This is a genomic window from Mesorhizobium sp. M0491, assembly GCF_040321265.1.
Classification (GTDB): domain Bacteria; phylum Pseudomonadota; class Alphaproteobacteria; order Rhizobiales; family Rhizobiaceae; genus Mesorhizobium.
In genome coordinates, this window is the sequence record NZ_JAMYRE010000010.1 from 167,416 (window position 1) to 188,805 (window position 21,390).

At 63.4% G+C, this 21,390-nt stretch carries 22 protein-coding genes; 14 read left to right on the top strand and 8 right to left on the bottom strand.

The features are described from left to right. Positions 1 to 217 precede the first annotated feature (217 nt). Positions 218 to 565, top strand: a complete 348-nt coding sequence (locus NKI69_RS15245; RefSeq protein ID WP_023812792.1) for a DUF1491 family protein — start codon at positions 218 to 220, stop codon at positions 563 to 565. Here NKI69_RS15245 and NKI69_RS15250 read toward each other — a convergent pair. Beyond that, positions 543 to 1,580, bottom strand: coding sequence for a hypothetical protein (locus NKI69_RS15250; RefSeq protein WP_023812793.1), 1,038 nt, complete (start codon positions 1,578 to 1,580; stop codon positions 543 to 545). The genes NKI69_RS15245 and NKI69_RS15250 overlap by 23 nt on opposite strands. Positions 1,581 to 1,768: 188 nt before the next feature. Here NKI69_RS15250 and NKI69_RS15255 point away from each other — a divergent pair, with 188 nt between their 5' ends. After that, positions 1,769 to 1,957 (top strand): hypothetical protein, encoded by a 189-nt coding sequence (locus NKI69_RS15255; RefSeq protein ID WP_023812794.1) that lies wholly within the window; start codon positions 1,769 to 1,771, stop codon positions 1,955 to 1,957. A gap of 37 nt (positions 1,958 to 1,994) precedes the next feature. On the opposite strand, the gene NKI69_RS15260 is transcribed toward NKI69_RS15255, so the two are convergent. From NKI69_RS15260 to NKI69_RS15285, 6 genes are all read right to left on the bottom strand, one after another. Beyond that, the gene (locus NKI69_RS15260) at positions 1,995 to 2,564 is read right to left on the bottom strand and encodes a DUF1254 domain-containing protein (RefSeq protein WP_023812795.1); all 570 of its coding nucleotides are present in this window, start codon (positions 2,562 to 2,564) and stop codon (positions 1,995 to 1,997) included. Next, complete coding sequence (locus NKI69_RS15265) at positions 2,557 to 3,141, bottom strand: DUF1214 domain-containing protein (RefSeq protein ID WP_352721837.1); 585 nt, start codon at positions 3,139 to 3,141, stop codon at positions 2,557 to 2,559. The genes NKI69_RS15260 and NKI69_RS15265 overlap by 8 nt, the downstream gene beginning before the upstream one ends. 119 nt (positions 3,142 to 3,260) lie before the next feature. Then, complete coding sequence (locus NKI69_RS15270) at positions 3,261 to 5,414, bottom strand: transglycosylase domain-containing protein (RefSeq protein WP_352721839.1); 2,154 nt, start codon at positions 5,412 to 5,414, stop codon at positions 3,261 to 3,263. Positions 5,415 to 5,656: 242 nt separating this feature from the next. Next, positions 5,657 to 7,096: an FAD-binding oxidoreductase gene (locus NKI69_RS15275; RefSeq protein ID WP_023812798.1), complete on the bottom strand. Its 1,440-nt coding sequence runs from the start codon at positions 7,094 to 7,096 to the stop codon at positions 5,657 to 5,659. A 239-nt stretch (positions 7,097 to 7,335) separates the two neighbouring features. Continuing rightward, complete coding sequence (locus NKI69_RS15280; RefSeq protein ID WP_352609863.1) at positions 7,336 to 8,268, bottom strand: dimethylarginine dimethylaminohydrolase family protein; 933 nt, start codon at positions 8,266 to 8,268, stop codon at positions 7,336 to 7,338. Positions 8,269 to 8,290: 22 nt separating this feature from the next. Then, the gene (locus tag NKI69_RS15285) at positions 8,291 to 9,874 is read right to left on the bottom strand and encodes a zinc-binding metallopeptidase family protein (RefSeq protein ID WP_031213575.1); all 1,584 of its coding nucleotides are present in this window, start codon (positions 9,872 to 9,874) and stop codon (positions 8,291 to 8,293) included. 84 nt (positions 9,875 to 9,958) lie between these two features. On the opposite strand from NKI69_RS15285, the gene NKI69_RS15290 reads away from it, so the two are divergent. The 5 genes from NKI69_RS15290 (at position 9,959) to NKI69_RS15310 (ending at position 14,918) form a co-directional block, all read left to right on the top strand. Then, entirely contained in the window at positions 9,959 to 10,855 is an 897-nt protein-coding gene (locus tag NKI69_RS15290; RefSeq protein ID WP_023812801.1) for a LysR substrate-binding domain-containing protein, read from the top strand. A 119-nt stretch (positions 10,856 to 10,974) separates the two neighbouring features. Continuing rightward, positions 10,975 to 12,069, top strand: a complete 1,095-nt coding sequence (locus tag NKI69_RS15295) for an ABC transporter ATP-binding protein (RefSeq protein ID WP_023812802.1) — start codon at positions 10,975 to 10,977, stop codon at positions 12,067 to 12,069. Between the two features lie 68 nt (positions 12,070 to 12,137). Beyond that, positions 12,138 to 13,253 carry an ABC transporter substrate-binding protein gene (locus tag NKI69_RS15300; RefSeq protein ID WP_023812803.1) on the top strand — a complete coding sequence of 372 codons (1,116 nt, stop codon included), beginning with the start codon at positions 12,138 to 12,140 and terminating at the stop codon, positions 13,251 to 13,253. Positions 13,254 to 13,278: 25 nt separating this feature from the next. Continuing rightward, the gene (locus tag NKI69_RS15305; RefSeq protein ID WP_023812804.1) at positions 13,279 to 14,112 is read left to right on the top strand and encodes an ABC transporter permease; all 834 of its coding nucleotides are present in this window, start codon (positions 13,279 to 13,281) and stop codon (positions 14,110 to 14,112) included. Further along, positions 14,112 to 14,918, top strand: coding sequence for an ABC transporter permease (locus NKI69_RS15310; protein WP_023812805.1), 807 nt, complete (start codon positions 14,112 to 14,114; stop codon positions 14,916 to 14,918). Before NKI69_RS15305 ends, NKI69_RS15310 begins: the two co-directional genes overlap by 1 nt. On the opposite strand, the gene NKI69_RS15315 is transcribed toward NKI69_RS15310, so the two are convergent. Next, positions 14,915 to 15,700 carry a 2-keto-4-pentenoate hydratase gene (locus NKI69_RS15315; RefSeq protein WP_023812806.1) on the bottom strand — a complete coding sequence of 262 codons (786 nt, stop codon included), beginning with the start codon at positions 15,698 to 15,700 and terminating at the stop codon, positions 14,915 to 14,917. The two genes, NKI69_RS15310 and NKI69_RS15315, sit on opposite strands and share 4 nt — an antisense overlap. Before the next feature lie 287 nt (positions 15,701 to 15,987). Between NKI69_RS15315 and NKI69_RS15320 the strand changes: the two genes are divergently transcribed. The 7 genes from NKI69_RS15320 to ccmE all read left to right on the top strand — a co-directional run bounded on the left by NKI69_RS15320 (position 15,988) and on the right by ccmE (position 21,382). Beyond that, entirely contained in the window at positions 15,988 to 16,395 is a 408-nt protein-coding gene (locus NKI69_RS15320; RefSeq protein ID WP_023812807.1) for a DUF3168 domain-containing protein, read from the top strand. A gap of 175 nt (positions 16,396 to 16,570) precedes the next feature. Further along, entirely contained in the window at positions 16,571 to 16,873 is a 303-nt protein-coding gene (locus NKI69_RS15325; RefSeq protein WP_023812808.1) for a hypothetical protein, read from the top strand. Between the two features lie 118 nt (positions 16,874 to 16,991). Next, entirely contained in the window at positions 16,992 to 17,657 is a 666-nt protein-coding gene (locus NKI69_RS15330; RefSeq protein WP_023812809.1) for a response regulator transcription factor, read from the top strand. Next, positions 17,641 to 19,074, top strand: a complete 1,434-nt coding sequence (locus NKI69_RS15335; protein ID WP_352721843.1) for an ATP-binding protein — start codon at positions 17,641 to 17,643, stop codon at positions 19,072 to 19,074. The genes NKI69_RS15330 and NKI69_RS15335 overlap by 17 nt, the downstream gene beginning before the upstream one ends. A 185-nt stretch (positions 19,075 to 19,259) precedes the next feature. Further along, complete coding sequence (locus tag NKI69_RS15340) at positions 19,260 to 19,697, top strand: RT0821/Lpp0805 family surface protein (RefSeq protein WP_127292574.1); 438 nt, start codon at positions 19,260 to 19,262, stop codon at positions 19,695 to 19,697. Between the two features lie 93 nt (positions 19,698 to 19,790). Continuing rightward, entirely contained in the window at positions 19,791 to 20,930 is a 1,140-nt protein-coding gene (gene ccmI, locus NKI69_RS15345) for a c-type cytochrome biogenesis protein CcmI (protein WP_352721846.1), read from the top strand. A gap of 8 nt (positions 20,931 to 20,938) precedes the next feature. After that, positions 20,939 to 21,382 (top strand): cytochrome c maturation protein CcmE, encoded by a 444-nt coding sequence (ccmE, locus tag NKI69_RS15350; RefSeq protein ID WP_352721848.1) that lies wholly within the window; start codon positions 20,939 to 20,941, stop codon positions 21,380 to 21,382. Positions 21,383 to 21,390: the final 8 nt, after the last annotated feature.

The following is a 21,390-nucleotide window of genomic DNA, read 5'->3' on the forward strand; positions in this document are numbered from 1 at the left end:
CGGCTCGCCCAGCGGCGGAAATATCGACAAAGCAATTCCAGGAAAAGTGTGAAACGGTTTTCCGTCCGGAATCGCGTCAAACAAGGGCTAAAGTAGTTTGCCGTTTCCTTGAAACGGCAAACTACTTTAGAGAACCCGCCTGCCTTGTTCTCATGCATGCCGTTGTTCCAAAACCGGAACCCACCTTTTGGGCGACATGCATTCGCGGAGTTTTCTCATGCGTGTCACATCGGATCTGTGGGTCTCGGCCCTGTTGCGCCGGGTTTTCGGCGCCGGCGGATTTGCCGCCGTGGTCAAGCGCGGCGCGACCGAGGCCGGCGCTATCTTCGTCCTGGCGCGGGGCAGGCTGGGCGAGGTTGCCCTCTTCGGGCCGGCGCCGCAGACAAGCTATGATTCGGCCAAGCCCGACGACCGGTTTTTCACTCTGCTCGGAGCCGGCGAGGATGCCTCCGTGCTCGACGCCAGGCTGGAAAGGGAGAAAAAGTTCGATCCCGACATTTGGGTGGTCGAGATCGAGGCCGGCACCGTGCCTGTCGAGGAGCTTATTTCCGTGAAGACGCCCTGAGGCCGGAGGTATCAGCCGCATCGTCGCTGTTCGAGGCGGTGCGTGTATCGCTGTTGGCAGGTGCTGCGCCGCGAACCGCCCTTGAAAGGGTTTCCGCCCGCCACGACCGCATCTTGTCCTGGGCCGCTTCGCGATGCAGCAGCCGGTAACGGTCGAGGAAAGTCCGGATAGCCTGCGGATGCGGGAACTGGCTGGGATAGACGGCAACCGCGATCAGGAAGGCCCTGTCCTCGCTGAGGTCGAGCGAGCGTAAGGCGGCAAGCAGTGAGGCATAATTCTGGTTGGCGGTGAGCGATCGCGCGATCTCGAAATCGATATCGAGTGCATCGGCGAGCGCGGTTTGGAAGAACGCGGCGTTTCCCGTCAGAGCTGTCTCGCGCAATTTCACATAGGTGTCGGCGCCCTTGAAAGGATCGGCGTTCGTCGCTGCCGCCTCATCGCCCGGGCGCATCATCGAGCGCAGCCTGCGCCGTGCATTCTCGGCTGCGATGCCGAGCGCCTGTTCCCGGGCCAACTCGCCGGAGGCGGTTTCCGCGCTCGCTGGCGCGATCTTGTCTGCCGCGGCGGCGTTCGCATCCGGTTCAGGCGCACGCACCAGGGTTGGCCTCTCTAGGGCCCTGATCAGATCAGCAATGGTCGGGTTCAAGCCCTTGCGGCGGGCGATGGCACGCGCATGCGGCAGGCCATGTCGCCCGATCAGGGCGATGAGATCGATGTCGCTGACGGCGCGTGAGCGGATGAGCAGCGGCGCGGCAATGTCGACCGGTTCCTCGCAAAGGCGGCGCACCAGGGCGGCGGGGGCGTATTCGCATTCGGAAAGGGCGGCCGCCACGTAACGGCGAGATTCGACGGACACATTGTCGAACAGCGGCAGCGTCAGGTCTTCGAGTTGGCCAATCTCACGGCGTGAAGGGCGGGTGAGCGAGCAGAACGCCGACACCGCGGCGCGGAACAGCCTTTCGGCCTTTCCCGAGTCTTTTCGTACCGCGATTTGCCTGAAGTCCGAAGATGACACGAAGGATACGCCCGTACTCGACACAACCTTGACGACGCTCGACCGGGACCGTGTCGGTTCCGAGAATGCCAAGAACAAAGTTCAAGTTAGCGACGATCCGTTAGCGTTCCGTTAACCCTCTGCCGGCCTTAATGACATTTGGAGGCGTTGCGTTGTGCTCCGGGGAAACCGAGAGGAATGCGCGAACCATGGGCATGGTACTGTCTTTCGTGCCGCGTACGGCACCAAACACCAGAGTAAAGCAAACCGCTGAAATGCCGGCGGCGGTGATCATCTTTCCCGGCATCCGCTACGAGCGGCCGTGTGCCGGCGAAGTGCGGCCGGTCGATCCCGACAAGCCGGGCTCGCCAGGAACAAAACCGGTCCCGCACCACTGAGTTTCGGCGGCCACCGACCACTGGTCCGGGATCATGGCTAGAAGTCCTGCAACTCGCAGGAACTCTGTTCGAAGAAGTGCGACACGATCGGCTTCCAGCTCTCGTCGGGGACGAAGGCGCGGATGACGAAGATGCCTTCCTCGATCGGCGCTTCGACGAAGATCGCCCCCTGAAGATCCTCTGGAAGATCCTTGCGCACGTCGATCATCTGCGCCGGCGTCAGCACGACGGCATCCAGAACGCCGCCGGTCGCTGTGTGGTCGTTGAAGGAATAGATGTTGTGGCCGCTGCGGTCATAGACCGAGACCGACCAGAACGGGACATGTCCAGGTGCCTTGACGCGGACCATGCCTTCGCCCAGATCGAACCGGCAGGCCGTCGCGTAAAACAGCGGGTCGACGGATTTCACCACGGGCGCGCCACCGGCCTCGGCATCGAGCCGCGTCATCTTGTATAGGTCCGACGCCATGGACAGCCGCGACCAGGCATCGCGTTCGGAAAACTCGGGCACCAGCAGCAGCACGGCGATGTGCACGATGCCGGCGCCGAGCAGGCCGAGCAGGACGGCATGCAGAAGTCCGCGCATCGCAGCGTAAAAACTACGCATTGCAGCCGACCTTGACGATTTGCGGCAGCGAGACGTCCGACAGGCCGGTGCTGCTGGCGATCGGCGTGTCGTAGAAGGTCAGCACGAAATACATCCTGCCGGAGCCGTCTGTCAGCAGCCAGTTGCCCGGCATCGGGTGATGGCCGGCGGAAATGATCACCGAATTGTCGGGCTGGCGCACCACCCCATAGGATTGCAGCGCCGCCAGCCGGGGTTTGCCGGTTTCGACCACGCCGAGCGACTGGTCGGCGGCATAAAGCGTCCAGAACCGTGCCGTCGGGAAACCACCCTCGATTGTGTAGGTGCATTCGCGCTTGAGCTCGGCGCCGCCCGTGTCGCGCTCGGCGACGAAGGACAGCCCCTCGGCGCGGCCGAGCGCAAGCACACCCTCGCGCGCCAAGCGGGCTTTGGAATAGGGATCGGCGGCCGGCGTGCCGATATCGGGAAAGGCCGTCCATTGGCCGATCCTGATGGCGCCGACACCATCCTGGACTTTCAGCGCATACCAGACGCTGCCGCCACCGCCGACGATGGCTATGGCAAGCGAAAGCAGCGTCAGGAAGGCATTCTTGAGCATGAGGGGCCGGGAACACGAAGAGTTGCCGCTCGGGGATATCGCGGCGCGGGGCCTTGTGGCAAGCGGGCCGATGGATTTGCCGCCCCGGACCAGTTGAAAGACCTGCCCAGTCGGAAAGATCACAGCGCCGACAGCGTCTCCGGCGGTTGAGGCGTACTGAGGACGGGGGCCGACTGGAACAGCGTGGTCATGTCCCGCAGCGTCTGGGTCGTGCGGCTGGACAGCACCGGCGGCCGCTCGGCCGCCGCATTGGCCGCCGCCTGTTCGTCGCTCTTCTTCAGCGCTTCCTCGGCCTTGGCCGCGATCTCCTCGTCGACGAAAGGTTTGTCGATGCCCGGGATCGGCTTGAGGTCGATATTCTGGTGCGCGTAGACCATCAGTCGCTGCCACACCATCGCCGGCAGTGAGCCACCGGTCATGTTCTTGGTCGGCGTGAAGTCATCATTGCCCATCCACACCGCCGCCGTGTAGTTGCCGGTGAAGCCGACAAACCAGGCGTCGCGGTAGGACTGCGTCGTGCCCGTCTTGCCAGCGACGACGATGTTGGGAAGTTGAGCCCGCCGCGCGGTGCCCATCACCGGCACTGCCGCCAGCATGGTGTTCATCGATTTCAGTGCCTGCTCCGACAGCACCCGGTGCGGCGGCGGCGCATCCTTGGCGAAATCATAGACCACCTCGCCGGTGCGGGTGACGAGCTGGCTGACGCCGTGCCGGGAGCCGACGAAGCCATTGTCGGCGAACACGCTGTAGCCCGTCGCCTGGTCCATCACGGTCATGCCCGAGGTGCCGAGAACCATCGTCTTGTGTGCTTCGATCGGCGATTCCACACCCATCGCCTCGGCCATGGCCTTGATCGGGCCGATGCCGAGATGATCCTTGGCCAGCCGCACCGGCACGGTGTTGATCGATTTGGCCATTGCCATGATCAAGGTGACGTTGCCCGCCGACCCGCCGTTGTAATTGTGCGGTGACCAGCTGCCCCAACTGATCGGGCCGCCGGAAATAATGGAGTTGGGAGTGAAGCCGTGTTCCATCGCCGTTGCGTAGACATAGGGCTTGAATGACGAGCCGGTCTGGCGCAGCGCCTTGGTGGCGCGGTTGAACTGGCTGGCGCCGTAGTCGCGGCCGCCGACGATGGCGCGCACGGCGCCGTTGGTCTCGATGACCACGACCGCGCCCTCGGTGACGTTGTACTCCTTGCCTAACTGGCGCAGGTGGAATTCCACCGATTCTTCCGCCGCCTTCTGGATGTTGGCGTCGAAGGTCGTGTGGGCGACGAGCGAGTGCTGGCCGGGCTTGGCGATCTTCTTGACCTCGTCGAATGCCCAGTCGAGGTAATAATCCGGGCTCTTCTGTTCGCCTCGATCGACGACGTCGGCCGGATGCAGCCTGGCCTGCAGGACCTGGCCCTCGGTCATGAAGCCGGCATCGACAAGGTTGGACAACACCACATTGGCGCGCGCACGCGCCGCCGGCAGGTTGATGTGGGGGGCGTATTTGGTCGGCGCCTTGAACAGACCGGCCAGCATCGCCGCTTCGGCGAGGTTCAGGTCCTTGACGCTCTTGCCGAAATAGAAGTCGGCGGCCGCCTCGATGCCGAACGTCCCGCCGCCCATATAGGCGCGGTCGAGATAGAGTTGCAGGATCTCCTTCTTCGATAGATTGGCCTCGAGCCACAGCGACAGGAAGGCTTCCTTGATCTTGCGCTCCAGCGTGCGCTCATTGGTGAGGAACAGGTTCTTGGCCAGCTGCTGGGTGATGCTCGAGCCGCCCTGAACGACGGAGTTCGCCCGCACATTCTCGAAGATGGCGCGCGAAAGGCCGAGCACATCGATGCCGTAGTGATCGAAGAAGCGACGGTCCTCGGTGGCAAGCACCGCCTTGATGACGTGATCGGGCATCTCGTCGACCGGCACGGAATCGCGCTGGATGATGCCGCGCTGGCCGATCTCGTTGCCATAGCGGTCGAGGAAGGTGACGGCGAAGTCACCCTGGGCGCGCCAGTCGCCGGCCGTGTCCTGGAAAGCCGGAATGGCCAGCGCCAGCATCACCACGATGCCGACGGCGCCGAGCGTGAAACCTTCGCTCAACAGTTCGATGATGCCACGGCGCCAGCCGTTGACGCGGAAGCGCCGCGAGAAGATCGTCGCCGATTCCCAGAACTGGCGCGCCTTGAAACCGATCTCGTAGAGCGAGGAATCGATCCACGCGTCGAGCGCCAGCAGCCGGGCGGCGATCGGACCTCTTCTCTTGCGCGGTTCGGGACTGGCCATTCGATATCCGGCTAGCAATTGCACGACCTGAGAACCGCAAACCGGCAACTTCAGGGCGATGCATTCCGCAAGACTATTCCTCCATTTTTCCAGCACTCACAAGGGCGGCGAAGACACAGTATCGGGTTTGTTGCTGATGGGCCGGGCCGGGAATACAACTCGACGCCAACAGCATGTGACAGTAAAAGCCCGCGCCTCCAGCGGCGACGTGTGCTTTTTTATCACTGCAGCACGGGCGCGCCTCAAGCAGCTCGCAGGCTTTCTTTCGGGCGCAAATTCTGGTTCATGCGGAACAGGTTCAATGGGTCGTAGCGCTGCTTGATTTCCAGAAGCCGTCGATGGTTGCCACCATAGGCCGCTTCGACCCGGTCGACCTCGTCCTCTGGCATGAAGTTCACATAGGCGGTGCCGGCGGCATAAGGTTTGGCCGCCTCGCAGATTGAACGAGCCCAGTCGGTGCAAGCCTTGTCCATCGTCGGTTCGCGCCAGCGGGCGTGAACGTTCATGACGAAATGCGAACTGCGCTGTGGAAACGCCGTTGCGTCCTCCTTGACGCGACCTGCCGCGCCGCCGACATGGCCGATAAATATCTCGCATTCGGGTCCCGGCAGCCTGGCTATTGCCCCCCTGACGACCGCAGCCGCCTCCTCGGAAAACTCGGTGAAGTCATGGCTCTTCCAGTAGTTGCGGGCGCCGGGCGTGAGCAGTGGGTCGAATGCCTGCTGCCAGCCGGTGAACGGGCTGGGGCCCACGACATCGGCAATCGGCGTGCCGATGGCTCGAAGTTTTTGCGTCGCCTTTTCCCCTGCCTCGATGTCGCCGCAATAGCACATGGCCAGCACCAGAACCTCCTTGCCATGCCACTCCGCGGGCAGGAAGGGCAGCGGCGGCGCCTGCCGCATGACCACCCAGCAGGTCAACTCGTCAGGTGCGGTCTCGAGCGCCTTGCGATACTCCCGCAGCACCTTTTCGGCATCGGCGAAGGGATGGACGACAAGCCCCGCCAGCACTTGCGGTCCAAACTCATGGAGTTCGAACTCGAATGCCGTGACGACGCCGAAATTGCCGCCGCCGCCGCGCAGCGCCCAGAACAAGTCCGGATTTTCGGCATGGCTGGCCCGGAGCAGTTTGCCATCGGCGGTGACCACATCGACGGAGGCAAGATTGTCGATGGTCAGGCCGAATTTGCGGGTGATCCAGCCGAAGCCGCCACCCAGCGTCAGGCCGGATATGCCGGTGGTCGAGTTGATGCCGGTCGGTACCACCAGCCCGAAGGCCTGCGTTTCCTTGTCGACATCGGCAAGCGTCGCGCCAGGCCCGACCCATGCCCGCCGCGCAGCGACATCGACCCGCACCGATTTCATCAATGACAGATCAATCATCAGGCCACCATCGCAGACCGCACTTCCGGCAATGTTGTGGCCGCCGCCGCGCACCGAGACGAGAAGCCTGTTCTCCCTGGCGAAATTCACGGCACTGATGACATCGGAAGCTCCGACGCAGCACACGATCAGCCCGGGCAGCCGGTCGACCGTGGCATTCCAGACGGTCCGTGCTTCGTCATACGCTGCATCGCCTTCGCTCAGCATTTTGCCGCGCAATTGTGCCGAAAACGCTTCCAGGGCTGCGGCGTCGACTGTCGTTTTGCCGCGTTCAAGCGTGGTGAGGCTCATGGTGTTCATGGTTTCCTCCCGATTTGCAGATGAGCTGTCCTATCCCAAAAGACGGTTTTACTGTGCGCTTATATTAGCTATCGCGCAAGTTTCGCATCGGGCAGCGTTCCGACTCGCAAGCCGGGCACATGGTGCCGCCAGCCGGCGATCTCAGCCGTTTTGCCCGCGCGACCTTGCACCCTCGGCCGCCAGGATGCCGATCATGCTGATGCGAATGTGAGCGAAGCAGCGTAGCGCTATCCCACTCCTCAGGCCGGTTCGCGCTTCAGCGCCTGCGCCATGCAGTGGATGCCGCCGCCGGTCTTGGAAATCTCGTTCATGTCGACGGCCGCGACCTCGAAACCGCGCGCCTTGAGCTGGCCGATCAGCGTCTGGCTGGAGGTCGGCGCGATCACCCGGTCCTTGCCGAGCGACATGAAGTTGCAGCCGAGGGCCATCGTGTCCCGGAACGGCACGTCGATGATCTCGTGGCCCTTGCCCTTCAGCCAGTCGACGATGCCGGGTTCGGTGCAGGCGAGGCAGACGGCGGTCAGCTTTTCGGCGATCGGCACCACCATCAGGTCGATATGGACGTAGTATTCGTCGATGAAGGCGATGCGGGTTTCCCAGCCCTCCTTGTCGAACCAGGCTTGTACTTGGCGCGCGCCTTCCTCCTGCGTGCGGGCGCCGCCGCAGCCGATCAGCACGACGCCGTCCTCGATGACGTTGAAGTCGCCGCCCTCGAACGTACCAGCCGTGACCATGTCGTAGATCGGGATGCCGAGCTTTTCGTAGGTGCGGATTGCGGCATAATTCTCGCCGCGCCGCCACCAGTTGGCCATGGCGGTGATGAAGGCGCCGTAGGGCGTCATGACGCTGGAATCGCGGGAATAGACCTGCATCGGCAGTTCCGGCGTCGGCTCGTGCCAGTGGATGTTGACGCCGAAATGCTCGTAGGCGGCGACAAGGTCCTTGTGCTGCGCCTGGGCAATCTGCACGTTGCAGGGTGCCTCGCGCAGATGCTTTCGCGACAGCGAGCTAGTCGAGAGATGACGCAGGAAATTGGGTGAGCCGAGCAGCACGTCGGTCAGCACGTCGGTCTCGTTGGCGAAGCCCCAGGCGGTCAGCGGCTTGGTGCCGCCGGCAGGGTTGCGGCGCTGCAGCGAAAACGGCTCGGCGACAATGCGGTCATGAACGGTCATGGGGTGCTCCTCGTGAGGGTGTCTAATTGCTCGGTATCCACCAGTCGCGTCCGCGTGGGGTGGTGACATATTCAGGCCAACGAAATCCAATCGGCGGCTCGTAGTCGCAGAGCGGCGCGATCCAGTTCGAGCCGCCTATGCCGCCGCCGGTGCGGGCGACGAATTCATTCATCGCCGCATCGCGGGCGGTTTTGTCCTCGAGCAGGCGAAGGGCGGCGAGCGCGATCGTGCGGGAGGCGCAGGCCACCATCGGGTCGATGGTGGCGGGAATACCGCCCAACGCATTCATCACCCATGACGGATAGGGATAGCCGGTCTCCGAACGCAGCGCCGGGCGGGCGACATAGAAGCGCGCCGTCGGCGCATGCCACGACATGTCGGTGTAATCGTCGGAGGTCGAATTGACCTGCGAGGGCGGCAGATCGCGGCGCAGGATCGCTTCCGCCGCCTGCGGCTCGATCAGGCGCTCCAGTTCTTCTATGAACGGCTCGTCGCTCGCCATGCGCCCGGCATTGACCTGTATTTCGCGCGCGACTGCCTTGGCGTCTTCGTCCCAGCGCGGCGGCCCCACGCTCGACAGTGCTTCATAGGCGATTTCGGCCATGGCATGGTTGGCAAGTCCCGGCCGTGACTTCGACACCCAATGCCGCTCATGGCGGCAGCCGCTCATGCTGGCAGCGGCCTCGGCATTGCGGTCGAGCACCGCGGTGACCTGCTCGGCCATGGCAAGCGTCGGCACGCGGATCATGTACTGGATCTCGGCCAGCCCCGCCGGCAAATTGTCGGCGGTCGCTTGCCCCGCCGTCAGGATCGCCTCGCTGATCGACCAGCCGCCCTGGTGAGGCAGCATGGAATCGCGCAGAGCCTTGGAGGCCATGTACATCATCATCAATGCGTCGTTGGCGCCGGGCGCGCGCGCCGCCGAATGTGCTTGCGGAATGGGTGCGGCACCCGCAGCCAGCGCCCAGCGCTCCGGTTGGTCGCAGATGAATCGATAGATCATCGCGTAGGCCGCGCCGCAATGCGTGTCCCAGCGCGCCGTGTTGCAGAGCGGCAGCATATAGAACGGATGAAAGGAGATCATGCCGGCAAGGCCGTCATAATAACCCTTGGCGGCATGGATCGGCTTGGACCCACGCACCTTTTCCGCCGGTTCGCCGGTGAAGCGCAGCGTGCCTGATATGCCGTGGCGCTGCATCGCGGCCTTGGTCGCCAGCAGCCCGCCGAGGCTCGAAATACCCAGTCCGGAATGCGGGTCGGTGTGGCCGCCGGCCTGGTTGCCAAGTCCCCGGCGCGGACGCTCGACCGTAGCGGCATCCTGGCAATTGCCCGGCACCGCGTCGTATTCGGCGTACATGCCGATGGTCGGGCCGGGGCCATTGGTCCAATGCGCGCAGAAGGCGGTCGGCATGCCGCCGGAACCTTCTTCGACGGAAAAGCCTTCGAGTTTCAGCCGCTCGACATACCAGGCGGCTGATTGATACTCCCGCCACGCGGTCTCGCCGTAATCGAAGATGGTGCGTGTCCACGCGGACAACAACGGCTGGATGCCGTCGAGACAGGCAAGGGCGGTTGCTTGCGCCGAGGTGGCCACCGGTTTCTCCATGGCATGAGAAGAAAGCAGTGAAGCGGGTCGCTAAAAAGTGATATGTTTTCCTGGTTCGTGCAAATTCGGTTCACCTGAGGCTCCTTGCGTATACCATCGACACAAGCGCTGCGTGCGCTCGACAGCTTCGCCCGCCACGGCAGCGTCTGGCGCGCCGCCGACGAGTTGCACCTGACCCGCAGCGCTGTCAGCCATCAGCTTCGCCTGCTGGAGCGCGACCTCGGCTTCGACCTGCTCGAACGCATCGGCAAGGGCGTGGCGCTGACGCCGCGCGGCCAGCGCTACGCCAGCGACGTGCGCAAGGCGTTGACCGTGCTGGGCGACGCGGTGACGCGTGATGCCGGCACCGGCGTCGGCGGCTCGTTCGCCGTCAGTTGCACGCCCGGCTTCGCCTCGCTGTTCTTGTGCACCCATATCGGCGAGTTCCGGCAGATGTATCCTGACGTGGCGCTGCGCATTCTGACGCCGCGGCGGCTCGACGATGTTAGCAACGCCGATGCCGATGCCTTCATTGCGTTTGGTGTCGGCAATTGGCCGAACCGGGCGGTCGAACCGCTCTGCGAAATCTCGTTCACGCCGCTCTGCAGCCCGACGCTGCTCAACAAGATCGGCGGTTTTTCCCGGCCGTCGGACGTGCTGCGGGCCAACCTGCTGCATCTCGATGACACCGAGGATTGGGCGCGCTGGCTGGCGCTCTCCAAGGTGGAAAACCCCGACATTGAGGGCGGCATCTTCTTTTCGGACATGAACCTCGTCTTTTCGGCGGCGATTGCCGGCCAGGGCATCGCCATGGGCGACGAACTGACCAGCCGGCGGGCGCTGAGCGAGGGCCGGCTGGTCAGGCCGTTCGACATCGCGATCAAGTCGCCGCGCTCCTATTTCCTGGTCTCCGAACATGCCAAGGCTTCGCATCCGGTTCTGGAAGCGTTCGCGGGATGGCTGCGGTCGAAACTCCAGGAGAACCGCATTCTGCCGTATTGAGGGCAGTTGGCGACATCTCGCCATAGATGAATGGAATTTGCCGATCACGCGAAAACTATTCGGTTGCGGTGAGCCGGCACCCTGCCTACGATTTCGACAAGCGTTAGGGAAAGGGCAGTATGCAGCAACCCGGCCGTGCCGCAGAGATCAAGGCAATCGGGATCGGCAAGAGCTTCGGCTCGTTCCGTGCGCTGGACAATCTGTCGCTCGATATCGGCCGTGGCGAGTTCCTGACCCTGCTCGGGCCGTCCGGTTCGGGCAAGACCACCTTCCTGATGATCCTTGCCGGCTTCGTTCAGCCGACCGAGGGCAAGCTGTTCAGCGACGGCGTCGACATCACCGACCGGCCGGCAGAGCAACGCGCCGCCGGCATGGTGTTCCAGGGCTACGCGCTGTTCCCACATATGAGCGTAGAAGCCAACATCGCCTTCCCACTCAAGGTGCGCAAGAAATCGGCCGCCGACATCAAGCGCCGTGTCGGCGAGATGATCGAGCGCGTCGGCCTCAAGGGCCACGAGAAGAAACTGCCGGCGCAGCTGTCGGGCGGCCAGCAGCAGCGCGTGGCGCTGGCGCGAGCGCTGGTGTTCGAGCCGGGCGTGCTGTTGCTCGATGAGCCGTTTTCCGCACTCGACAAGGGCCTGCGCGGCCAGATGCAAGCCGAGATGAAGCGGCTGCATCAGGAGACCGGAACCACCTTCGTCTTCGTTACCCACGACCAGAGCGAGGCGCTGGCGCTGTCGTCGCGCGTCGCCATCTTCAACCATGGCAAGCTGCTGCAGGTCGGAGCGCCCGACGAGGTCTACGACCGGCCGGACAACCGCTTCGTCGCCGAATTCCTCGGCGAGATCAACATGCTGCCCCTAAAGGGGGTCAAGCCCGCCGGCAATGGCTCGACTGGCCTGTGCGAAGACCGCGCGGTCAGCATGGGCTGCAAGGCCGAACTCGTGCGCGGCGATGCCATCCTGGCGATCCGGCCCGAATACATGTCGATATCGGGCGAGGCGGCAGATGGTGAGAATGGCATCGCCGCTACCGCCACCAACTCCACCTATCTCGGCGCGGCAACGCGGCTCGACCTGACAACGCTGCAAGGCGCCAAGGTCACGGTCTCGGTGCCGAACGAGGTGGCTGCCGCGGCCTTGAGCAAGGGCAACTCCGTCTGGCTCACCTGGCCGGCGGAAAAGGGTTTCCTCCTTCCGTATGGAGGGCAATGACGAACGGTGTGGCGAGATATCGCAGCACCGTTTTCCGGCACTATCAACAACAAAAAAGGGGAACTGACATGACACATGACACCAAGAAACAAGCCATCGAGAGCCTGTCCGCCAGGGCAGGTCGCGGCGAGATCTCGCGCCGGCAATTCACACAGTTGGCGGCACTCGTGCTGGCCGGCACGCCGATGCTGCTGCGCTCGACAGGTGCCTTTGCGCAGGCCAAGGAACTTGTGCTGGTCAACTGGGGTGGCGATGCCATCACCGCCTACGATGCCGCCTATGGCCAGGCCTTCACCAAGGACACCGGCATCACCGTCAAGATGGACGGTTCGGGTCCGACCGAAGGCGCCATCGCCGCACAGTTCAAGAGCGGCGCGCCGACCTGGGATCTCGTCGACGTAGACCCGTTCTCGGCCATCACGCTCGGCGCCCAAGGGGCTCTCGAGCCGATCGATTACAACATCGTCGACAAGAAGAAGATGCGGCCCGGCTTTGGTTGGGAATACGCCGCCTCGACCTATTTCTTCTCCTATGTCATCGCCTATGATTCCGAGAAGTACGGCAAGGACGCGCCGACCGGCATGGCCGATTTCTTCGACGTGAAGAAATTCCCCGGCAAGCGCTCGCTCTACAAATGGGGCGTGTCGAGCTGGGAAGCGGCGCTGCTCGCCGACGGTATCGCGCCTGCGTCGCTCTACCCGCTCGACCTCAAGCGCGCCCATGACAAGATCGCCGCCTTCAAGGAAAATGTCGTTGCCTATTGGGGCGGCGGCGCCGAAAGCCAGAGCGTGCTGCTCAATGGCGAGGCCTCGATGGCGATCGTCTGGTCGACCCGCGCCTCGCTGATCGAGCAGGATTCGGGCGGCAAGATCAAGTTCATCTGGGACCAGGGCCTGATCTCGCCCGGCGCGCTGGCCGTGCTCAAGGGCAACCCCGGCGGCAAGGACGCTGCGATGAAGTTCATCGCCAGTGCCCAGGACCCTGAAAAGCAGCTGGTCATGTTCGACAAGCTCGGCCAAGGTCCTGCAAACCCGGCTGCCGACGCGCTGATCCCCGCCGACAAGAAGCGCATCAATCCGGTCGATCCCGAGAACATGAAGAAGCAGATCGCGCTCGACATGGACTGGTACGCCAAGAATTACGGGCCGGCGCTCGACGAATACACCAAGATCATCTCGGCCTGATCAGGGGCGGGGTAATCGGGTCGAAATGAGATTTTATCTCTCCGACAGGATGGGCGCGGCGCTGTTGATGGCGCCGCTGCTCCTGTTTCTTGTCCTGGCCTATGCCTGGCCGTTCCTCGGCGTCGTCAAATGGAGCTTTACACTGCCGACGCCCGGCCTCGGCCAGTATGAGGCGCTGCTCACCGACGATCTCGTGCAGTCGGTGTTCATCCGCACGCTGCGCATCGCGGCGGTCGTCACTGTCGTTTCGGTGGCAGCTGCCTACGCCATCACCGTCGTCTGGGTGCGTGGAACCCCGGCACAGCGCCTGATCGCCGAGTTCTGCATTCTCGTTCCCTTCTGGATTTCCGTGCTGACCCGTGCTTTCGGCTGGGTGGCGCTGCTCTCCAATCGCGGCCTGATCAACACCTGGCTGCAGGCGATCGGCTTCATTTCCGAACCGCTGGCGCTGGTGCGCAACGAATTCGGCGTCATCGTCGGCATGACGCACTTCCTCATTCCGTTCGCCGTCTTCCCGCTGGCATCGGCCATGCGCAGTCTCGACGACCGCGTGCTCCTGGCCGCGCGCGGGCTCGGCTCCAGCCGCATGCGCACCTTCTGGACGGTGTTTGTGCCGATGACGCGCTCCGGCATCATCGGCGCGGCGATGATCGTTTTCGTCTTCTCGCTCGGCTTCTTCGTCACGCCGGCGATCCTCGGTGGCGGCCGCAGCGTCATGATCGCCGAGCTGATCTATCTCAGGATCTTCCAGAGCCCGGACTGGGGGCTGGGTGCAGCGATCAGCGTCGTGCTGGTGCTGTTCGTCGGCGCGCTGATGGCGCTTTTGTTCCGCTATGTCAGACCGAAGCAGTTGATCTGATGCCGACCTACCGCCCCGGTCCCGTCTCGCTGATCATCGCCGCCTTCGTGGCGCTGTTCCTGCTGATGCCGCTGCTTGCGGTCATCCCGGTATCGCTGACGCCGAGCCGCATGCTGGCTATGCCGTCGGGCGAACTATCGCTGCGCCACTACCGGGCGCTGGTCGAGGACCCGCGCTGGCTCCAATCGATCCTGCTCTCGATCCGCATCGGCGTCGTCAGCAGCGCCTTTTCCACCGTGCTCGCGCTGTGCTTCAGCCTTGGCGTCTGGATGTTCCAGCCGCGCTTCACCGCGGCCTTGGTCGGCTTCGTGCTGCTGCCGATGGTGGTGCCGCCGGTGGTCTCGGCGATCACGCTCTACTTCCTGCTGACCTCGATCTCGGGGTTCAGCGCGTTCTTCGGCTACGACACCTGGCTTGGCGTCGCCATGGCGCATTCGGTGATGACCGTGCCCTTCGCCACGGTGCTGATGCTGGTCTCGCTCAGCCAGCTCGACCGCCGCATCGACCTTGCCGCGCGGGGCTTAGGCGCCACTGTGTGGGAGCGCGCCACCCGCATCATCATGCCCAACATCAAGTTCGGCATCATTACCGCGGCGCTTCTCTCCTTCGTGCTGTCCTGGGAAGAAATCGGCGTCACCCTGTTCATCACCTCGGTCAACGCCATCACGCTGCCCAGGCTGATGTGGATGGGCCTGCGCGACAACATCGACCCAGCGATCGCCGCGCTCTCGGTGATCCTGATCATCATCACCGTTCTGGTGCTGGCGGTGCGCAGTTTCGTGGCCAGGCAGCGTGGGGGCTATTAGACAAACCGCACGGAGACGCTGCCGAACCTGCCCAAATCGCCAATGACTTCGTCGCCGGCCTCGACCCCAATCGGCGTCACGCAGGTACCTGTAATCACCACCTGTCCCGGTTGGAGCGCTATGCCCAGGCCCGACAGCTCGTTGACGATCCAGGTGAGCGCGATGCGAGGATCGCCCAACACGGCTGCTCCCGATCCGCTATGTTGCGGCCTTCCGGAAACGGAGGCGACCACGGGGTGCTTTGCAAGGTCCACGTCTCGCCAGTCGTCCGCCGCCTCGCCGATGACAAACAGATTGGCGCAGGCATTGTCCGCAATGAGTTGCGGCGCCCCGACGGCGCAAAAATCGTCATAGCGTGAGTCCGGAATTTCGATCGCCGGGTGCAAGGTCGCCACGGCTTTCATCACCTCGGCGATTTCATAGGGTGCCGGACGAGGCGGCAGTTCGCGTCCGAAGCGGAAAGCGAACTCGATCTCGGCCACGCGCATCTTGCTCGTCGCCAGGGAAACCGTCCCGCCGACCTCCACCGCTTTTTCGGCCAGGAGACGTCCGGCCATCGGGCCGTCGACGTTAATGTGCCTTTGTCCGGCCAGACTGGTCGCGGCAATCTTCCAGCCGAAAAGTGGGGCCACCGAGCGATCCATGACATGCGACTGGATGGCGTAACCTTCGAGCCGTGTTTGTGGGCGCAACGCCTCAGGTATGGCGTCGAGACGGGTGCCCTTGTCCCAGTGGCCTACCAACAACCGAGACGCAGCCCTGGTCTTTTCTGCATCGAGCATCATCAGCTTCCGAAATGGCTTCGTGGATCAAAAACGGCAAGGAACATTGCGTCATGCGACCCTGTAGAGCGAGAATATGTGACCAGGAATCGAGTGTCTATGCTCCCGGCGCGGTGCCCGCGGACGATGGTGTTGGTAAAGTCGCCTTTCGAGATCATCGGCATCATTACGATGACGAATCGCCATCGCCTCCGCGCGTCGAATGGCTATATCTGTCAGAACACGCAGAACGCGGACAGGCTTCCGAAAAGCAATAGTCGGCAGCGCAGGAACCGGAGGAAAAGACGATGACCGCGCCAGGCGATTTACAGCAGGCACTGTTTCTCAGGCTGAAAAGCGATGCATCGCTGTCGGCCTTGCTGGGCGGCGCCGGACTGCTCGAACGGCCAACCGATAATGCCGCTTTTCCGTACGTGACCTGGGGCCATACCTCCGCTTTCGACTGGGATACGGGCACCGAGAACACCGACGATCAGTTGATTACGCTGCATGTCTGGTCGAAAGCCCATGGCGACGCGGAAACGCTTGCCATCATGGCCGCCATCCAGGCGCGCCTTGCCGACGCAGCATTGGTGATTGGCCCTCGCGGCCAGACACGACTGTCGCTGGAATTTGCCGAAGCCCGCCATGACGAGGATCTGCTCGTGCATCACGGGCTGCTGCGTTTTCGCGCGATAACGCAGGAAAATGCCTGATGCGCTTTCAATATGGTCAAAACCGAGTCTAGACTGGACTTTCGCGGGATTTCACCTGTTCGAGGCGGTGAAATTCCAGGTTGATTGTCTCGCGTTGCAGGGGTGTGGCGAGCATGTTTTCAGCGACGTTCACCGTTCATTTCACGTTCAGCACCGATGCGTTACAACGCCGGTCATGAAAACGCTTCGCTCCCACTTCCGAACCGCGACACTGGCGCTTTGTGCTGCCGGACTGTTCGCGTCGCAGGCGATAGCGATACCGGTCATCGCGCCGCCCGACCTGGCCAGTCCGATCGTACTGGCGGCGTCCGATTGCTACGCCATCGGCCAACAGGTGGCCGAACAGAATGGCGGAACGCTGGCCAAGGCCTCGCAGTCGACGCGCGGCGGCCAGCCGGTCTGTGTCATCGTCGTGCTCGTTCCGGGCAAGGACGGACAACGTCCGCGCCGTTCCGAAATCGTCGTTCCGCTGAACTGATCTAATCAACCTTAGGCTACGTTTCCCAGGCCGCCGGAATCGGCCTATATCTGCCCCAGTCTTCAATCTGACAAAGCTCTTCAACAGGTAAAGCTCTTCAACAGGTATCGAACTCCGCATGCGTGTACTCGTCGTCGAAGATGACAAGGATCTCAATCGGCAGATATCGGATGCGCTGGTCGATGCCGGCTATGTCGTCGACCGCGCCTTCGACGGCGAGGAAGGCCATTTCCTTGGCGACACCGAGCCCTACGACGCCGTCGTGCTCGATATCGGCCTGCCGCAGATGGACGGCATCAGCGTGGTCGAGCGTTGGCGACGCGGCGGCCGCAAGATGCCGGTGCTGATCCTGACGGCGCGCGACCGCTGGAGCGACAAGGTCTCCGGCATCGATGCCGGCGCCGATGACTACGTCACCAAGCCGTTCCACATCGAGGAGGTGCTGGCGAGGCTGCGGGCCCTGATCCGGCGGGCTGCCGGCCATGCGTCGTCCGAACTGACCTGCGGGCCGCTGCGTCTCGACACCAAGGCCTCCAAGGCCGATGTCGACGGCGTGCCGCTGAAACTGACGTCGCACGAGTTCCGCCTGCTTGCCTATCTGATGCACCATATGGGCGAGGTCGTCTCGCGGACCGAACTGGTCGAGCACCTCTACGATCAGGATTTCGACCGCGATTCCAACACCATCGAGGTGTTTGTCGGGCGGCTGCGCAAGAAGATGGGCATCGACATGATCGAAACCGTGCGCGGCATGGGCTACCGCATGCGTGAGCCGGAGGCGTAACTCGGAACCGCTCAAACCAACCGCAAGGACGCCGCTTTCGCTGCGTTTGTGGCCGCGTTCGCTGACGTTCCGCGTCATCGCCTTTTCCACGGTCTGGGCGATCGTGACGCTCGTCGTCATCTTCACCTTGATAACCACGCTCTACCGCCAAGCCAGCGAACGCGGCTTCGACAGCCTGCTTTCGGCGCATCTGTTCAACCTGATCGGTTCGATCGGCATCTCCGACAGCGGGGCGCTGACTGGCGCGCCAGACCTCGGCGACCTTCGGTTCTCGGAGCCGAATTCGGGCTGGTACTGGTCGGTGGAGCCCGCTTCGGAAGGTGTGCATGGTGATCTTCATTCGTCTTCGATGTTGAAAAACATCCCGTCGCCGAGCGTTGCCGAGGTGCCGTTCAATGCCAGCTTTCAGCGCAGCTACGCAGCCGAAGGCATCGACGGCGAGCAACTCGAAGTTTTCGAGAGCGAATTCGTTCTCGACGCCAAGAACCGGGCCGCGCGTTTCCGCGTCATGGGCAACCAGAGCGAACTCGAACAGGAAATCGCTACCTTTCAGCGCCGCCTGCTGACCTATCTCAGCCTGTTCGGCGTCGGCATGATCGCCATCAACGCGATCGCCATCCTGCTCGGCCTGCAGCCGCTGCGCCGGGTCAGGAACGCGCTAGCCATGGTGCGCGAAGGCACCGCCCAGAGGCTCGACGGCCGCTTCCCGGCCGAGATCGAACCGCTTGCCAACGAAACCAATGCCTTGATCGAAAACAACAGGCGCATCGTCGAGCGGTCGCGAACACAGGTCGGCAATCTCGCCCATTCGCTGAAGACGCCGCTGGCGGTACTGCTCAACGAGGGCCGCGCGCTCGGCGGTGCCAAGGGGCAGCTGATCGCCGAACAGGCCGCTTCCATGCAGAAGCAGGTTGAACACTATCTCCAGCGCGCCCGCGTCGCGGCACAACGCGACAGCGTCGTCTACCGCACGCCGGTGACGCCGCTGGTGCAGCGCATGGTGCGGGTTATGCAGAAGCTCAATCCGCGGACAAATCTGTCGCTGTCGCTGCCGGCGGCCGAGATCGTCTTCGCCGGCGAGCGCGAGGACCTTGAGGAGTTGCTGGGCAATCTCCTTGAAAACGCGATGAAATGGGCAAAGAGCGCGGTGCAGGTTTCGGTCGTGCCCTTGACCGGCAAGGACGACCCGGCCGGCCTGTTTGAGATCGGCATAGAGGATGACGGTCCAGGCATTCCCGAGGACAAGGCGCGCGACGCGCTGAAGCGGGGACGGCGTCTGGACGAGACAAAGCCCGGAACAGGTCTGGGGCTGGCCATTGTCGCAGACCTTGTCAACGAGTATGGAGGCGTTCTGGCGCTCGAACGGTCCGGTATGGGCGGATTGAAGGCGGTGGTGCGATTGCGGAGCCTTCAGTGATGTTCACCAGGGCCAATCGACATAGAGGGACGGGAGATGTTATTGGCGGCATGTCGATTGGTCTCGCAGCGGCCAGCGGCCAAATTTCCGACAAATATCAATACTATGGCCACGCCAACTTCTCCGATGACGCGGCCCCCGGCGCATCCATGGCAGGCTCCCACTCAAGAAAATCGGTTGTTGGCATGAAGATTCGCGTCGCTCTCGTTTCCGCATTGCTGGCCGTTTCCGGCTGCACCACCTTGAGCGGCAAGGGTCCGGCCGTGGCAGTGACACCGGCCTCGACACCTCCTTCCAGCGGCAAGGTGACCACGACGATCATTTCGGCGATGGGCGGCGGCCTCATCAGCGGGGCGATCGGCAACGGCCTCAGCGAGACCGAGAAGCGCAGCGCGCTCGAGGCTGAATACAAGGCGCTAGAATATACGACCAGCGGCCAGAAGGTGACGTGGAAGGGCGCTCAGGCTTCGCGCTACGGCGAGGTGGTTCCGGCCCAGCCGTACCGCGTCGGTTCGCAGGACTGCCGCCAGTACACGCAGACGGTGTTTTCCGCCGGCGCCGGGGTCACGGCGCGTGGAACCGCTTGCCGCAACGCCGATGGCAGCTGGACGCCGCTGACCTGACGACCGTCGGCCGACGATTGGCGGCTGGCGTCGTCAAAGCGTCGCAGCATGCATCTGTTGGCACGGCAGAGCTCTGCCGGTATTGGAAGAACCATGCTGTTCTGGGTCATAGCCGCCATTCTCACGCTGGGTGCAAGCCTGGCGGTGCTGCTGCCGCTGGCCGCCAGCGCCAAGGGCGCGTCGTCGAGCGGCGAACATGATCTCGAAGTCTATCGGGACCAATTGTCCGAGCTTGACCGCGACGCCGCGCGTGGCTTGATCCAGCCGGCCGAAGCCGCCGAGGCCCGCGCCGAGATCGCTCGCCGCATCCTTCGCCTTGACAATGCGGGTACCGCCGGCGGCGCAAACCCTGGCCGAGCGTCGATCACGGCAAGGCTGGTGGCAACCGTAGCCGTGCTGGCGGTGCCGCTGGTCAGTTGGGGGCTCTATGTCAAGCTTGGCTCTCCTGACCTGCCGTCGCAACCGCTCAGCGAGCGGTTGGCCAAGAATCCCGCCGACAGTTCGGTCGACGAGCTGGTGGCGCGGGCCGAAGCCCATCTGGCCGCCAATCCCACTGACGGCAGGGGCTGGGACGTTCTGGCACCGGTCTATCTGCGCATGCAGCGCTTTTCCGACGCGGCAGGAGCCTATCGCAACGCCATTCGGCTCGATGGCGACAGCGCCGTTCGCCAAGCCGGTCTCGGCGAGGCGATCGCCAGCGCGGCAGGCGGCATTGTCTCGGCCGATGCCCAGGATGCTTTCGAAGCAGCCCTGAAGCTCGATCCGGCCAATGCGAAGGCCAGCTTCTACCTGGCCATGGCATTGGCGCAGGAGGGTCGCGCCAAGGAAGCGACCACGGCATGGCAGGCGATGCTGGGCAGATTGCCGCCGGATTCGCCATGGCGCGGTGCCGTCGAGCAGGCGCTCGCCAAATCCGGAGGCTCCGACGTCGCTTCCGGCGGCACCACCAATGGTCCCGATGCCGGCGATGTCGACGCCGCATCCTCGATGTCGCCGCAGGACCGGGAGACCATGATCAATACGATGGTCGCCGGCCTCGACGACAAACTGCGGCAAAATCCGCGCGACCCGGAAGGATGGATGCGGCTCGTTCGTTCCTATGTCGTGCTCGGCAAGGCCGATCAGGCGCGTGAGGCGCTCGGTCGCGCCATTGCCGTCTTTGGAGCCGACAGTGACCAGGCGAAGAAATTCACTGCCTTTGCCGCTTCGCTTGGGCTTGCGGCGACGGAGTAGAACAAGACATGACGCGCAAGCAGAAACGATTGTCGGTGATCGCGGGCGGGCTGGTCTTCCTGGCTGCCGCGACCGGGCTGACTTTTTACGCGCTTGGCCAGAAGGCCTCCTATTTCTACATGCCGGCCGATCTCACCACCGCCAGTGTTCAGCCTGGCCAGCGCATCCGGTTGGGTGGATTGGTCGAAAAAGGCACGATCCAGCGCGGGCAGGGGGCCACGGTCGGCTTTTCGGTGACCGACACGCACAAATCGGTCAAGGTCACCTACACCGGCATCCTGCCCGACCTTTTCCGCGAAGAGCAGGGCGTCATAACCGAGGGTACTTTCGGCCCGGACGGGGTTTTTGTTGCCGATAGCGTGCTGGCCAAGCATGATGAGCGCTACATGCCCAAGGAGGTTGCGGAGGGCCTCAAGGCCAAGGGCGTCTGGCAGGAGAACAAGAGTGAATAGCTCCGGCA

Bases quoted from the DNA above. Each gene is read 5' to 3' on its own strand.
- NKI69_RS15260 (WP_023812795.1), bottom strand. From the start codon at position 2,564: ATGCGTAGTTTTTACGCTGCGATGCGCGGACTTCTGCATGCCGTCCTG.
- NKI69_RS15340 (WP_127292574.1), top strand. From the start codon at position 19,260: ATGAAGATTCGCGTCGCTCTCGTTTCCGCATTGCTGGCCGTTTCCGGC.
- NKI69_RS15295 (WP_023812802.1), top strand. From the start codon at position 10,975: ATGCAGCAACCCGGCCGTGCCGCAGAGATCAAGGCAATCGGGATCGGC.
- ccmE (WP_352721848.1), top strand. From the start codon at position 20,939: ATGACGCGCAAGCAGAAACGATTGTCGGTGATCGCGGGCGGGCTGGTC.
- NKI69_RS15300 (WP_023812803.1), top strand. From the start codon at position 12,138: ATGACACATGACACCAAGAAACAAGCCATCGAGAGCCTGTCCGCCAGG.
- NKI69_RS15265 (WP_352721837.1), bottom strand. From the start codon at position 3,141: ATGCTCAAGAATGCCTTCCTGACGCTGCTTTCGCTTGCCATAGCCATC.
- NKI69_RS15320 (WP_023812807.1), top strand. From the start codon at position 15,988: ATGACCGCGCCAGGCGATTTACAGCAGGCACTGTTTCTCAGGCTGAAA.
- NKI69_RS15275 (WP_023812798.1), bottom strand. From the start codon at position 7,096: ATGAACACCATGAGCCTCACCACGCTTGAACGCGGCAAAACGACAGTC.
- NKI69_RS15280 (WP_352609863.1), bottom strand. From the start codon at position 8,268: ATGACCGTTCATGACCGCATTGTCGCCGAGCCGTTTTCGCTGCAGCGC.
- NKI69_RS15305 (WP_023812804.1), top strand. From the start codon at position 13,279: ATGAGATTTTATCTCTCCGACAGGATGGGCGCGGCGCTGTTGATGGCG.
- NKI69_RS15285 (WP_031213575.1), bottom strand. From the start codon at position 9,874: ATGGAGAAACCGGTGGCCACCTCGGCGCAAGCAACCGCCCTTGCCTGT.
- NKI69_RS15255 (WP_023812794.1), top strand. From the start codon at position 1,769: ATGGGCATGGTACTGTCTTTCGTGCCGCGTACGGCACCAAACACCAGA.
- ccmI (WP_352721846.1), top strand. From the start codon at position 19,791: ATGCTGTTCTGGGTCATAGCCGCCATTCTCACGCTGGGTGCAAGCCTG.
- NKI69_RS15310 (WP_023812805.1), top strand. From the start codon at position 14,112: ATGCCGACCTACCGCCCCGGTCCCGTCTCGCTGATCATCGCCGCCTTC.
- NKI69_RS15245 (WP_023812792.1), top strand. From the start codon at position 218: ATGCGTGTCACATCGGATCTGTGGGTCTCGGCCCTGTTGCGCCGGGTT.
- NKI69_RS15325 (WP_023812808.1), top strand. From the start codon at position 16,571: ATGAAAACGCTTCGCTCCCACTTCCGAACCGCGACACTGGCGCTTTGT.
- NKI69_RS15270 (WP_352721839.1), bottom strand. From the start codon at position 5,414: ATGGCCAGTCCCGAACCGCGCAAGAGAAGAGGTCCGATCGCCGCCCGG.
- NKI69_RS15315 (WP_023812806.1), bottom strand. From the start codon at position 15,700: ATGCTCGATGCAGAAAAGACCAGGGCTGCGTCTCGGTTGTTGGTAGGC.
- NKI69_RS15330 (WP_023812809.1), top strand. From the start codon at position 16,992: ATGCGTGTACTCGTCGTCGAAGATGACAAGGATCTCAATCGGCAGATA.